The organism is Rhodohalobacter sp. 8-1, from assembly GCF_038150125.1.
GTDB lineage: Bacteria > Bacteroidota > Rhodothermia > Balneolales > Balneolaceae > SW132.
This window is the reverse complement of the sequence record NZ_JBBVMF010000021.1, coordinates 1-14298: the sequence shown is the minus strand read 5'-3', so window position 1 is coordinate 14298 and position 14298 is coordinate 1. Positions and strand designations below refer to the sequence as shown.

General features: G+C 47.8%; 5 protein-coding genes. 4 read left to right on the top strand and 1 reads right to left on the bottom strand.

Annotated features, from left to right (window positions below; all coding sequences use genetic code 11):
* Window positions 1-164: 164 nt before the first annotated feature.
* The 4 genes from AABW11_RS16580 to AABW11_RS16565 all read left to right on the top strand — a co-directional run bounded on the left by AABW11_RS16580 (window position 165) and on the right by AABW11_RS16565 (window position 12945).
* The gene (locus AABW11_RS16580) at window positions 165-569 is read left to right on the top strand and encodes a transposase (protein ID WP_340106254.1); all 405 of its coding nucleotides are present in this window, start codon (window positions 165-167) and stop codon (window positions 567-569) included.
* Window positions 566-1429, top strand: coding sequence for a DDE-type integrase/transposase/recombinase (locus tag AABW11_RS16575; RefSeq protein WP_340106253.1), 864 nt, complete (start codon window positions 566-568; stop codon window positions 1427-1429). The genes AABW11_RS16580 and AABW11_RS16575 overlap by 4 nt, the downstream gene beginning before the upstream one ends.
* A gap of 179 nt (window positions 1430-1608) precedes the next feature.
* The gene (locus tag AABW11_RS16570; protein WP_340106252.1) at window positions 1609-7341 is read left to right on the top strand and encodes a right-handed parallel beta-helix repeat-containing protein; all 5733 of its coding nucleotides are present in this window, start codon (window positions 1609-1611) and stop codon (window positions 7339-7341) included.
* Between the two features lie 33 nt (window positions 7342-7374).
* Window positions 7375-12945: a cohesin domain-containing protein gene (locus AABW11_RS16565; RefSeq protein ID WP_340106251.1), complete on the top strand. Its 5571-nt coding sequence runs from the start codon at window positions 7375-7377 to the stop codon at window positions 12943-12945.
* A gap of 203 nt (window positions 12946-13148) precedes the next feature.
* On the opposite strand, the gene AABW11_RS16560 is transcribed toward AABW11_RS16565, so the two are convergent.
* Entirely contained in the window at window positions 13149-14234 is a 1086-nt protein-coding gene (locus AABW11_RS16560; RefSeq protein ID WP_340106250.1) for a phosphoglycerate kinase, read from the bottom strand.
* Between the last annotated feature and the right edge of the window lie 64 nt (window positions 14235-14298).

Genomic DNA, 14298 nt, shown 5'->3' with positions numbered 1-14298 from the left:
ATCATACAGCGTTTACTTCATGTTTTTTATGAATTTAATGCCAAATTTTTCTCCCCTTTTAATAGAAGTTGACAATCGAAATCCACCGCTTTTGCATTGTGGCTTAAAGACTGTAGGTGCCTAGCATAGGTTGACATAAATTTTCACTTAAAACTTGAATACTTATGTCTAAAAAATATCTTCGGCAACGCCGAACTTTTTCACCTACCTTGCGCAAAGAAGTTGTCCGGTTGGTTGAATCCGGCAAACTCAGTATAGCGGCTGCTTCGCGTGAATATCAGGTCTCTATGACCACCATTTATCGCTGGATTCACCGCTACTCAACCTATAATAAAAAAGGAGCCGTACTCGTGGTCGACAAAGATTCTCAAACCGAGAAACTTAAGCAAATGCAGCAGAAGATCGCCGAACTCGAACAGGCCGTAGGCCACAAACAGATGCAGATCGATTACTATAAGAAGTTTATCGACCTGGCCAGTGATGAGGTCGGCGAGGATTTAAAAAAAAAGTACGACTCCGCTGCTTCGAGTGGTTCTTCGACAACAAAGAAAAAATCACCTGGACAATGAAGCTGATGCTTGACTGGCAAAATATTTCCCGACAGGGTGCCCACCAGGGCATTGCCCGGCTGAACCAGGAGAAACGGGATTTGCTTAAAACCGTAGAACTGGCCAGCGAGGTTCGCGAGCAGCATAACCAAATGGGGTGCCGTGATATCCACTATGCAGTGCGCGAGCAAATGCCTCGTGGCCGCGATTGGACCGAACAGGTACTGCTTAACTGTGGGTTTCGGGTAAAATCATCCCCACGATCGTTTACCGTAGCTGGAGTGACTATTTGTTCCAACTTGATTGAAGGGATGAATATAACCGCTCCGAACCAGGTGTGGCAAACCGATATCACCTATGTGTGGAGCGGCGGTCGCTGGTATTACGTCAGCTTTGTAATTGATGTATATACCCGCCAGATCCTGGCCAGCCGGTGCAGCCGGGATCTGAGCGCGGCAAGTCAGGTTCGTTGCCTCGCCAAGGCGTTTGCCGGCCAAAAAGGCGAGGATACAAGCAACCTGGTTGTTCATACCGATCGTGGGGTCCAATACACCAGTGCTGAGTTTACCGGCTATCTTGGCCGACGGGAGGTCCGTCACAGTATGGCTCACTATGCCTGGCAGAATGCCTATTGCGAACGGGTCAACCGAACGATCAAACATAATTATCTGGCGTATTACACAACTGATGGTTATCGGTCATTATGCCAGGGAGTTGCCAAAGCAGTGCGGTTGTACAACCGTAGTAAACCACACCGGGGGCTTCCGAAAAAGTTGTCACCGAATCAATTTATCAAAGAACGTAATCAGGGTGGCCACCCTGATTATCGCGTAAATATTTGGTCGCCGTTAACGGCGACCAATAGGTTACATGTTAATTAAAAGTGTCAACCATATTTAGGCATCTACAGACTTAGAATATTTTAATGACACTCATGTCCCTACACTTACGCAAGTTATGTGTAAGGATAACTTATATCATCTGATTCGGCATCATAAATCATCTACGGAAAAAATCCGACCGAATCTCTGCTTTAAATTAATCAGAACTACAGGCTACCATGACGAAACGAATACTTTCTATTACCCTTCTATTGTCACTATTTTTGCTCACTTCAACTGCACTTGCTCAGCTTACAGTTGACAGCGACATCACCACAAACACAACCTGGGCAGCTGCCGACAGCCCGGTGACCGTATCTCAAACGGTTACCGTAACCGCCGGCAATACACTTACGATCGACCCCGGAGTTACGATTATCATGGGAAGCGGTGCCTCGCTTTTGGTTGATGGAGCCCTGGCCTCAGCGGGCTCTGATACTGATGGAATAATCTTTACATCTACTGGTGAAAGTCCGGGTGACTGGGGATCAGTTGAATTTCGAAATACAACAGACGCCGGTTCGGTGATCGACTACACCACGTTTGAGTATGGTGCGGGAGCCAGCCGATCAGGGATGATATTTTTCACGACAGATGCTTTTCCGGTATCCATCAGCAACTCGGTATTTCGCAATAGTGGTGAGCACGGAATTAATCTTCGGGCATCTTCATCAGATATCAGCAACTCTAAATTTTATGATAATACCGGGTTTGGCATCTTTGCTGATTTGAGCCTGAATTTTAGCGTAACCCAAAGTGAGATTTACAGAAATACGGCCGGTGGTATTCGAATCCCTATCAATTCTCAGGCTGTCATTAATGAGTCCCTGATTGATACAAATGGCGTTGGTATCCTGATTGAAAACAATGGACGACCGGAGATAACTAATTCCGAAATCAAAGCCAATGATATTGGTATCCAGTTACAGGAAGTAGGTTCGTCACAGCCTACGATACGTGATAATAATATTGCCGGGAATTCAACATGGGGAATTGAAAGCCTGGGCGGTGATGTACTCGATGCACGTTTTAACTATTGGGGAAGTCCTCTCGGTCCAACAGTTGCATCAAATCCCACCGGAAATGGAGATGCCATAACAAGCAATATCAACTATACACCCTGGCGAGACGGCTCCGGCATGGATCTGCCAGTTATTGGAGTAACATCTAACATTAGCTCCAACACAACCTGGGAAAGCGGCAATGTTTATTTGGTATCATCAAATATTACCGTGACTGCCGGTAACACGCTAACCGTTGAACCGGGGACGATCGTAAAGTTTGGGTCCGGCATTTCGATGACGGTTAATGGTGTATTATCATCAAATGGTACGGGAAATTCACTTATCATCTTTACATCGACGCGCGATGATGCGGCCGGCGGCGATTCCAACGGCGATGGTGATGCCAGCACGCCCGGCCCTGGAAACTGGGGTCAGATTGAGTTTTTTGGAGCGGGCTCACAACTTTCACATAGTGTATTCCGGTATGGTTCAAGTAATTCAAATGACGGAGTCCTCTATTTTGATAACACTGCAAGTTTATCCGATCTGTATGTGAACAATAACAACGGTAACGGAATTTATTCTGAGGTATCTCAAAGCGGCTGGAGCAACGTGAACTCCATAAGTAATAGCCGAAATGGTTTCTATTTTCGGGAATCTTCACTCAATATGACCGGGGGAGAAACCAGCCTCAATGGAAATACGGGGCTCTATTTTTTATCTGCAGAATCAAACGCACCCGTCAATCTTGATGGGTTTACATCAAATAATAATGGTGACCACGGCATTTATATTAATGGCGGGGGCAGCAGAACCAAAACCCGCATTGAACAACTGGCAAATTCCGAGATTTCAGGCAATTCGGGAATAGGGGTTGTTGCAGAATATGCCGATTCGGGACCGCAGCTTTATGAAAACAACACGATCAGCAACAACTCAAGTCATGGGGTAAGGCTCTATCATGGAATGAGCACGGCTGATATTATTTTCCGCGGCAACTCATTTGCCAACAACGGTCAATCCGGTCTTTTAACCAATAGTGCACGCGTGATTGACAACGCCTTTGATGGAAACAGGTTTGGCGTTGGAACCTGGCAAAATATGTCTCTCTCCTATACAGATGATTCTGATGTCGACAGTAATACGTTCTCTAATAACACCTATGGCGGGGTTGCACTTTACGCTGAGAACCTGCGAGGCACTATAAGTGCAACCGTTCCTGAAGCACTGCCGAATCCTACCTATGTTCTGGCATCATCTGGAAACGCAAGTGCTAGTGGAAGCGTCGTTACTATCGAAGCAGGCGTTACAATCAAAACGGCTCCATCTATAACAAATTCGAACACAGCATTGCGGTTTGAAGGCCAGGTAATCGCACAAGGCACCCAGGAAAACCCAATTACATTAACATCACTGTATGATCATGATTACGGTGGAAATATAGCTCCCGAGGGCAGTACCACATCACCGTCTCGTGGCGACTGGGGTGGAATTCACCTGCGAAACAACGGTACACGAAACTCAAGTTTTGATCATGTTAATATCCGCTACGGACGGTACAACCTGGAGATGGGGACTTCATCTTCAAACACGGTCGATTATTCCAACACATTTAGTAATATCTTGATTGACAATGCTGAATTTTATGGGATATTCATCGAAGAAAGTCTCGTTTCCTTCGACAATATAACCGTTACCAATAGCTCAAGAAACGGAATCTGGCTTCGCGACAGAAGCAGCAACGGGACTGTTTCGGTTGTTGAAATCAACAATTCTCTGATCAGCAACAATGGCGGATCCAATGGTTCCTATGCCGGGCTATACGCGGATAATAATGATGACGGAGCTACATTCGGCAGTGTCACAAATTCCGTGATTGAAAACAACGCCAACGGAGTGGTCATTGAATCTGCAACAGCAGTTACTATTTTTGGCGCCAATCAGATTCGCAACAACGTTTATCATGGTGTTAGCTTGAACTCGAATCGGCAGCGACAGGATATCAGTTTATTTGGGAATACGTTTGCTAATAACGGTCAATCCGGCGTGCGAAGTTCAAAAGCAGTATTTATTGACAACCGTTTTGAAGGAAACCGGTTTGGAGTTGCTGCGTGGAACCGCCTTGGGCATATATTTGTGGATGAAAACGGTGTAGACGGCAATGAATTTGTTGATAATACATACAATAATTCAATTGCTATTTACTCTTCAAACCTCAGTGATACACTGAGCGCCACAATGCCGGAAGCATTCAATAACTCGAGCTACCTGCTTGCGTCTATCGGTAATGCGGTAAACAGTGGCGACAGCCTTGTCATTGATCCCGGTGTTACCATTAAAACGGCTCCTGAGCTTGTAAATAACAATACTCAATTCAGAGTCGAGGGAAAACTGATTGCTGAGGGTAGTGAGCAAGATCCAATTGTGTTCACGTCTCTTTTTGATCACGATTATGGCGGAAACATTGCCCAGGTAGATGATGAAACGTCTCCATCCAGAGGTAACTGGGGAGGCCTTCATCTGAGAAATAACGGCAGTGCCGATACAAGGCTTGCCAACGTGTATGTGCGATATGCACGCGTAAACCTTGAGCTTGGGACTTCCTCGTCATCACAAGTTGAGTACAGCAGTATTTTTAAAAACCTCTGGTTAGATAATGCATCGCTATACGGGGTGTTCCAGGAAGAGAGTGCCGTTGAATTTGATTCGCTTACAGTTACGAACAGCAGCAGGCATGGTGTATGGATCAGGGACAGAAGTTCAAATGGATTTGGTACCCGGGCGATCCTTCGAAAATCTGTGATTCAAAACAATGGCGGCTCAAATAACAGTTACGCCGGTCTGTTCGCCGATGATAATGATGATGGAGCATCATTCACTGAAATCACGAATTCCGTTATCGAAAATAATAGCAACGGTGTGATTATTGAACGATCAACCCAGCCAACATCCATGCAGTTCAACGAGATTCTCAATAATGCCGGTAACGGTATATATGCGAGAATATCAGGAATAGAATCTGATGAAGCGCTGGAGATTAGCGGAAGTACAATCAGCGGACATACATCAGGGACCGGAATTATTTCGACACGTGCATTTATCGAAGACAATACGTTCGAGAATAATAATTTGCCCATCGCCGTAATGGGGGAAATTTCCCGGGATGGAACCACCAATGCCGATGGTAACTTTTATGATGGTAATACTTTCACAGATCATACATATGCCGATGCGATTGGTATTTATTCCAACAATAATCTGCCGCTCAATGGTAATCTCGGCTACAGCTGGCCTTCTTCATATACCAATCCGGCCTATATTCCGATAACAGGGACAACCTACATCAATTCAGGCGACAGCGTTAATATTGCACCCGGAACCGTAGTAAAACTTGGCAGAGGCAGCAATAATGATTCTTTCAGGATAGAAGGCAGCCTGGTTGCCGAGGGAAGTGCAGACAGCAAAATCATCTTTACATCTTTGCTTGATGACACCTATGCAGGAGATACAAACCGTGACTCGACAGACACGGCTCCTTCAAGGGGAAACTGGCGTGAACTTCTGTTCTATGGATCCTCCTCTTCACAATCTCTTGTTAAGCACGTGATCGTCCGGTATGCCAACACAAACTTATTTTTTGACCAAAACTCAGAAATTCTGGTCGACTCAAGTTTTGTGTCGAATGCTACTTACGGAATTTTTTCTGAAGATGGCGCGAAACCAACAATTCGCAATTCGGATATCCACAGCAACCGGTACGGGTTTAGAGTTCAGAACGATTCGGACGATCCGAATATCCATCTGAATAATTTCTACAATAATGATGATGCAGCTCTGTACGCATTTCGCGATGTAACGGCCATCAATAACTACTGGGGAGATTCCACAGGTCCATTTGTTGCTGATGATTCAAATACCGATCCCAACCTTGGCGGCCAGGGTAACCAGATTCTCGTCAGTGGTTCGAACCGTGTTGAGTATGAGCCATGGCAGGTATCGCGGTCAGGCGTGCTGCTTGGTGATGTAAGTGAAGAAGGATCCGTCACCGCATTCGACGGTTCGCTCATTCTTCAGTTTGTCGTAGGAGATTTAGAGTTGGCCGAAAGTCAGCAGACCGCCGCCGACGTCACCGGTGATGGAGATATTACGGCTTTTGATGCATCCAATGTGCTTCAATATGTTGTCGGAGCTATCGGCGGGTTCCCGGGTGCCGGAAAAGCGCCGTCTTTTGCTCCCGAAGATCTGTTTGAGCTGAACACGCAAATCAGTGACGCGTCTTTTGATCTGATTATACAATCGAAAGGTGCCTTGCCTTTATACTCCGGACAGATTTCTCTTGATTACGACGACACCCGTTTCACTTCCGTTGAACTGATTGGAACTACTGAAACAACCGAATGGTCTGACAGAATCAGGGCCGAAGATGGCACAGTTACGGCAGCAGTTGCCGGTGTTGAACCATCCGTAACTATGGGAGATCTGGTCCATCTTCGATTCCATTTTGACGAGTCCTTTGCAGGTTCGCCTGGTGATTTTGACATCACTGACTTAAAACTTAATGAGATCGACCTGACCGAAGCAGCTAACCAGGTTGCCACAAGCACAATGGATGAGCTTAACTTACCGGAAGCATTTTCTCTTGAGCAGAACTACCCGAACCCATTCAATCCTGCTACAAACATTCAGTATCAGCTGCCCGAAAGCGGTAAAGTAACCGTATCGGTTTTCAATTCCATTGGTCAGCAGGTTGCTCTCCTCGCAAACAGGGAAAACCGACCGGCCGGAATTTATACGGTGAGCTGGGATGCCGGGTCTGCAGCCAGCGGTGTCTACTTCTACAGAATTGAGGTTGCCGGCGAAAGCGGCGCCACCTTTATGGATGTCAAGAAAATGACATTGATCAAGTAATCATAGAAATCAATCATTGTAGAGGAGATATCCATGTTTATAAAACGACTCACATTCATACTGTTTCTAACACTGTCATGGGCAGCATCCGGTGTTGCCCAGCAGATTACAATCTCTATGCCCGATACAGCCGTTGATGCAGGCTCAGAGATTGAAATTCCCGTAAACGTAACCCAGCTCACTGAAGCCGACGGCGTGGTATCCGGTGAATGGGAGTTTACCACATCTTCCGGAATGGTTTCACTGGTTGATGTCGATGCCACAGGAGCACTGCTTGAGGGCCGTAACCTGTTGTTCAACTCCACAACCGGCCGGCTGGCTTTTGCCGGCACGGACACCCTCACCGGTTCCGGTACGCTATTCACGCTTACTGTTCAGGTTGATGGCGAAGCAACAAAATTCCAGGAAGCCGACATCGGGTTCCGGAATACACAGCTTAATGAAGGCAATCCTGGTGTTACCACGGAGGGAGGAACTGTTCGTATCCGCGGCATTTCTATTAATCCGCAGACTCCCCGCAACGCAATTGTTGAAGGAACAACGTTTCAGTTTAACCTGGAAGGTGATGCAGTAGCGCCGGTCACATGGTCTACATCAAACAATTCCGTGGCTCAGATTAACTCAGATGGCCTGCTGTCAGCGCAGACACCCGGTACTATTCGCGTGTATGCTGAAGACAGCAACGGACTCAAAGATTCTACCAGCCTGTTTCGGATTGAACCGGAATCGCTGCTGGACCTGACGATGTCTGTGGGCGATGAATCCATCACCCAAACGCTCGAGGGTACCGTAACAATATCTATCACCGACATCACAGGATTGGATATTCAATCGGGGCAATTTGAACTGACTTTCCCATCAAATAAAATCGATATTCTTTCCTTCGACACGCAGGGGACAATCTTGGAAGGATCTGAGCCAACAACGTATATAGATGGAAATCTAATCAGCGTGGCATTTGCCAATTCTGATCCGTTCTCTGGTGCGGGTGATCTTTTGAAGATTAATGTTCAGATACCAAGAAACGCAAGTGGTGAAGCAACCATCACGCCACAGAATATTCTGTTTAATGAGTCCATTGAGGCAATGGCCCAGGCCGGGACTATTACGATAAATGATGCCCCCGTTCCTGAGATCACGCCTCTTCAGGCGGAACTCACCATAGGTGACACTCAGCAGTTTAGCGTGGAATCAGGCGGAACGGCGCCCTTTACCTGGAGCAGCAGCGATTCTGAAGTTGCTTCTATTGACCCATCCACCGGCCAGCTTGAGGCTGTGTCGCGAGGCGTTACCGAAATTACAGCCACTGACGCGGACAATTTTTCATCTGAAGTTGCCGAAGTGATCGTAAATGATATTACGATGACGATCTCCGAGTACTCGTTGTCAGATGGCGGCTCCGTATCTGTACCATTGGAAGTAATGGATGTGACCGGCCTTGGTATTTATTCCTACGAGATTGAAATTGAGTACGATCCGTCTGTTGTGGCTTTTGACGTTCTTGATGCTTCCGGTTCAATTTCCGACGGAATATCAACAAGTGCTTCAGCTGAAAATGGCGTTGTTACAATCGCTGCCGCATCAGCATCTCCGCTGGAAGGTAGCGGCAGCCTGACTGATGTGGTGTTTAAGCGAAGTGAATCACCCGGATCTGAGCAGGAAACAGATCTCACCTTAAAAAGAGTACAGTTCAACGAACCCGGACCTGATGCCCCCACTGCCACTCGTATTAACGGATCTATTTCAGTTGAAGGCGTAAGCTGGACCGGAAATGGCGACGGCTCGTCCTGGGACGATCCAGCAAACTGGAGTTCAACAGCCGTTCCCGGTACCGATTCTGATATTTTAATCGGCCTTAACCCCGGGAATTCTTACACGATTACTGTACCGGGCGATGTAACCGTCAACAGTATTTTGCTTTCAAGCCCCACCGCTGAGCTAAGCATACAGGATAGTATGTCTGTCCTCACCTCATATATTCAATCGGGGGGGACACTTGGCGGGCCGGGAGCAGTAAGCGTTACCGGTCAACTGACCTGGAACAGCGGTACGATGAGCGGCGCTGGAACAGTATACCCACTGAATGGAATGGAAATTTCCGGTAGCGGTGGAAAAGTTCTTAACGCAAAAACCCTGATTATTCCATCCGAAACAGAGCTGACCCTCTCAGGCTCAAACCTGACCGGTGAGAATGGCGGCTTACTCAAAATTAGCGAAAATGCACTGCTCAATCTCACCGGTGACAATGGCAGCTCACTGTCTCAAACAGGCACAGGCGGAGCCACACTTCGAAATCTTGGCAATATTCAGAAAAATTCCGGCTCCGGATCGATCTCAGTCGGCTGGGCTCTGGATAATTCTGGTTCCATTTCAATCAACGAGGCTAATTCTACATTACGGTTTACCGGGCCTGTCACAGACAACAACGGCTCGTATCATTCAGCTTCCGGTTCATTGGAATTCAACACCAACGGCACCTATAGTTTTTCCGATGGTTCAACGATCACTGCTGCGCCCGAGGGAACGATAAGATTTGGAACATCAGGTGACGGAAACTCAGACATCACGCTGTCCGGCACATATAATGTAAATGGAACAACGGAAATTCGCTCTTCAGGAGATGGCATTGCGACGGTTACCTTTCCGGCGACAGCTGATGTAACATCCATCGGCGGTAGCGGCCTGATTATAGGCGGCAGCCAGGGAGAACTTTTTCTGGAAAGCAATACCTCCGTCACCATCGGAACATTGGTTCTGAATGCCGGGGGTTATTTATCGCTGAGTTCCGATCTGACGGTTACAGACTCTTATGAGCAAAACCATCAAACCGCCACGCTCGAAAGTGACTTTGATGTTACAGTGGACGGTACTTTTACCTGGAGCGGAGGTACAATGGCCGGCAGCGGGACCACGTTTGCCACCAACGGCATCAGCATCAGCGGCAGCAATGAATCAAATACCAAGGTGCTGGACACGAGAAACCTCAGTATTACCGCCGGAACAATTGACTACCGCGGCGACCGGTTTTTTGCCGGGAACGGCAGTACATTTCTTGTTGGTGAAAATGCAGAAATGGATCTGCGTCCCACTAATGAAACAACCACGATGAGTGTGCTGTCAGAAAGCAGTGAAGCTCCGTTATTTCTGAACGAAGGACTGATTAATTCCATCGCCAATAACAATGTGCTTACGGTTAACTGGGAGCTCGAAAATTCAGGAACCCTCGATCTTGGTAATAACATGCTCGTTATTGATGCGCCAAACGGCCTGCTAAATCGAGGAACCATAAATGGATCAGGGAATATTATTGCTGATGTAATGAATAACTCCGGTGGATTGGTTCAACCGGGATCAGCAACAGAAATAGGACAGCTGCAGATCCAAGGTAATTTAACTCAAAGCCCGCAATCTACCATCGCCCTAAAAATTGCAGGAACCACAGCGGGCAGCACGTACGATCAAATTCGTGCAAGTAATGTGGCGCTTGCCGGAACATTGTCTGTAGAGCTTCTGAATGACTTCACCCCGGGGCAGAGCGATCGGTTTCAATCCCTTGTGTGGCCCGGTGGTTCACGAACCGGAAATTTCACTCAGTTTGAGGGGATGGAGACAGGCAGCTTAACTCTGGCTATCCGGTTTCTCGACGGGCTGATGGAAATTTATGATGGAAGTTTTGGATCAACACCGGGAGCGGTATCCATTAACGTAACGGTTACAACACCGCCGTTTCAGCGGGCAGGACGCGATGTTCCCATCGAGGCCACGATACAAAATTCGGGCGGCGCATCCATGCAGCGCATCCGGGTTGAAAATTTTGATTATGGCGTTTCCTCGTCACCCGGCCCTAATTGCCCGACGAATGATGCTTATGAAAATTTGAAATGCAGAATGGAGCAGTTTGGCGTGACCCCTCCCCCTCCGGAAGACGGCATGGAGGAAGAGTACCCGTTTTTGCCGCAGCAGCGTTTTCCGCAGGCAATTGGAAGTGGCGGTGGAGGAGGTGAAGGCACAGAGTTTACAAGCGTTACAAGCGGCGGAAGTTCGTTTGGAATCAGCGGAAGTAAAGTCTGCGAAAACGAACCTGTAAATCCTGTAGTCAAAGCCGGAATGCCGGTAACTGGCGCAGACTTGAACAAATGCGCCTACGAGATCGCAAAACTGGCGCTTGAATTTGTGCCTGGAGCCGACTGCTTTAAACTGGGCGCGGGCATTGCAACCTCTATTGGAGAAGGCTTTTACGATAAACAATTTGATATATACGCCCATATAAGTGCCAATGTGGTTGGGGCCATCAACTGTGCAGGCGATGCAGTTCCGGCAACAAAAGCCATCAAAGTCATGAAAAAGCTGAATGATCTCGCAAGTGGCGCAGGCGGCATTAAGGGCGTTTCCGAAGCGTGCAGCAATTCAGCAGGCGGAGGGTCCGTGAGCGCATCGGGTTCATCCAGCACAACCTGTATCGGGTCGTTCGATCCCAACGATAAGGTGGGGCCAAGCGGTGTCCTCGACAATCGCTACATCGCATCAGGCGATTCCCTGCCCTACGTTGTCTTTTTTGAAAACAAGGCTGAAGCCACTGCAGCAGCTCAAACCGTGATCATCAAAGACACACTCGATACCAGTGTTTTCAATGTCGACACGTTCTCCTTCGGTATGATTGCCTGGAGCGACACATCCATCAGCATGGAATCGAATGTACTGACTACCAGTAAAGATGTCGATTTGCGTCCCGCGATGGACCTGATCCTGAGAATCGAAGCTGATCTGGATGAAACAACCGGCGTTCTTAGCTGGGTGTTCAAGTCACTTGATCCGGAAACAATGGAACCCACGCTGGACCCCCTGGCCGGATTTCTACCACCTAATGAAACGTCCCCTGAAGGTGAAGGGCTAGTAAGTTATTATGTGAGTACGAACGAAGGAACTCCGTCTAACACTACGTTTGGGAATTCAGCCCGCATCATATTCGATGAGAACGACCCGATCGATACGCCGGTCTGGTCCAATACACTTGACATTGAAGCCCCCGTCAGTTCCGTTCAGTCGCTCGACAGCCTGCAAACGGAAACAGACTTTTCCGTAAGCTGGAGTGGTGATGATGACGCAAGCGGTACTGAACTCTACAACGTCTACGTATCGGAAGATGGCGGTGAATTCTCGATCTGGCAGGAAGAGACGACGGAAACATCCGCTACCTTTACCGGAGAAAACGGAAAAACATATGAATTCTTTAGCCAGGCTATCGACTATGTTGGCAACGAAGAAGACCGCTGGGATGAAGCCGATGTTCAAACTGAAGTTCAGATTGGAACAACGGTGGAACCATCCAGCGGAATTCCGGGGCAGTTTGTGTTAGAACAGAACTACCCGAATCCATTCAACCCAACCACAACCATCCAGTTTGGTCTGCCTGAAGCGGGCGATGTCTCTCTTGAGGTGTTTGACATGACCGGACGGCGCGTGGCCACGCTGGTCAATGAAAACAAATCAGCAGGCTGGCATAACGTCACATTCGACGCATCCAACCTGGCCAGCGGCATGTACATTTACAGGATTCAATCGGGCAACTTTATCAGCACCCGAAAACTGACCCTGATTAAATGATTCTGTAACATTTAAAGCGCTTAATCAACCAAAAAAGCCCGCTCTCGAAAGAAAGCGGGCTTTTTTTATATCCTCCTCTGCATTCTGCTTTTGAAGGCTGACGAGTTCATGTGACTCACAACCCAGTCAACGCGATCCTTGGAATGAGTTCTCGCCCTCAGAAATTCGTCAGACGAAAAAGACAATCGTCAGACGAAGTTACATTACTTATCCGTCAGCGAGGCCACACCGGGCAGCTCTTTGCCTTCAAGATATTCCAGGCTGGCTCCGCCGCCGGTTGAGACGTGTGACACTTTATCGCTCAAACCCGCTTTTTTGATGGCCGCTGCAGAATCTCCGCCGCCAACTATGGTGATTGCATTATTTTCGGCTGTTGCATCGGCAAGTGCCTGTGCAACCGTAAATGTGCCTTCAGCGAAATTTTCCATCTCAAACACGCCCATCGGCCCATTCCAGAGAACCGTTCTCGCGTTTCGGATTCTGTTGCCGAATGCGATCGCAGATTGCGGGCCAATATCGAGTGCCATCCAGCCGGGCTCAATTCCGTCTTGGTCCACGACTTTATTTTCAGCATCGTTTTTAAATTCTTTAGCCACAACGGAATCGATAGGCAGCATAAAATGAATACCGGCCTCTTCAGCTTTCTTCATCAGTTCGCCCGCAAGTTTTACTTTGTCATCTTCAACCAGCGAGTCGCCCACGGGAAAACCACTTGCTTTATAGAACGTGTAGGTCATCCCGCCGCCGATAATAATCGTATCTACTTTGGTGATGAGATTTTCAATCACGCCAATTTTATCCGACACTTTCGCACCGCCAAGAATAGCCACAAACGGGCGGCTGGGGTTGTTCACGCTATCTTCCAGGTATTGAATCTCTTTCTCAAGCAGAAACCCGGAGACCGAGGGCTGCAGAAATTCGGTCACGCCCGCCACGGAAGCATGTGCTCTATGGCTGCTTCCAAATGCATCGTTCACAAAAAGATCGGCATGAGTGGCAAGTTTCATTGCGAACTTTGGCTCATTCTGCTTCTCTTCCGGGTGAAACCGCACATTTTCAAGAAGCACAATTTCCCCTTCCTTTGCTGATTTGATGATCACTTCTGCCTCTTCGCCAATACAATCTTCAGCAAAATGCACAGGTACATCCACAAGCGTGGCCAGGTGATCGGCCACCGGTTTTAAACTCAAGTCGGAGGATGGCTCGCCTCCGGGCCGGCCCAAATGGCTCGTCAGAATTAGCTTTGCTCCATGCTCAACCGCATAATTTATAGAGTCAAGTGCTTGCACAGAGAAGTTACCCCGTTATTTTAGGTGAATCCGATGCCTAATTGGTTGGGATCAAGCCCTTCGG

Excerpts from the sequence above, each read along its gene's own strand:
- AABW11_RS16580 (WP_340106254.1), top strand. The coding sequence starts at position 165 with ATGTCTAAAAAATATCTTCGGCAACGCCGAACTTTTTCACCTACCTTG.
- AABW11_RS16575 (WP_340106253.1), top strand. The coding sequence starts at position 566 with ATGAAGCTGATGCTTGACTGGCAAAATATTTCCCGACAGGGTGCCCAC.
- AABW11_RS16570 (WP_340106252.1), top strand. The coding sequence starts at position 1,609 with ATGACGAAACGAATACTTTCTATTACCCTTCTATTGTCACTATTTTTG.
- AABW11_RS16565 (WP_340106251.1), top strand. The coding sequence starts at position 7,375 with ATGTTTATAAAACGACTCACATTCATACTGTTTCTAACACTGTCATGG.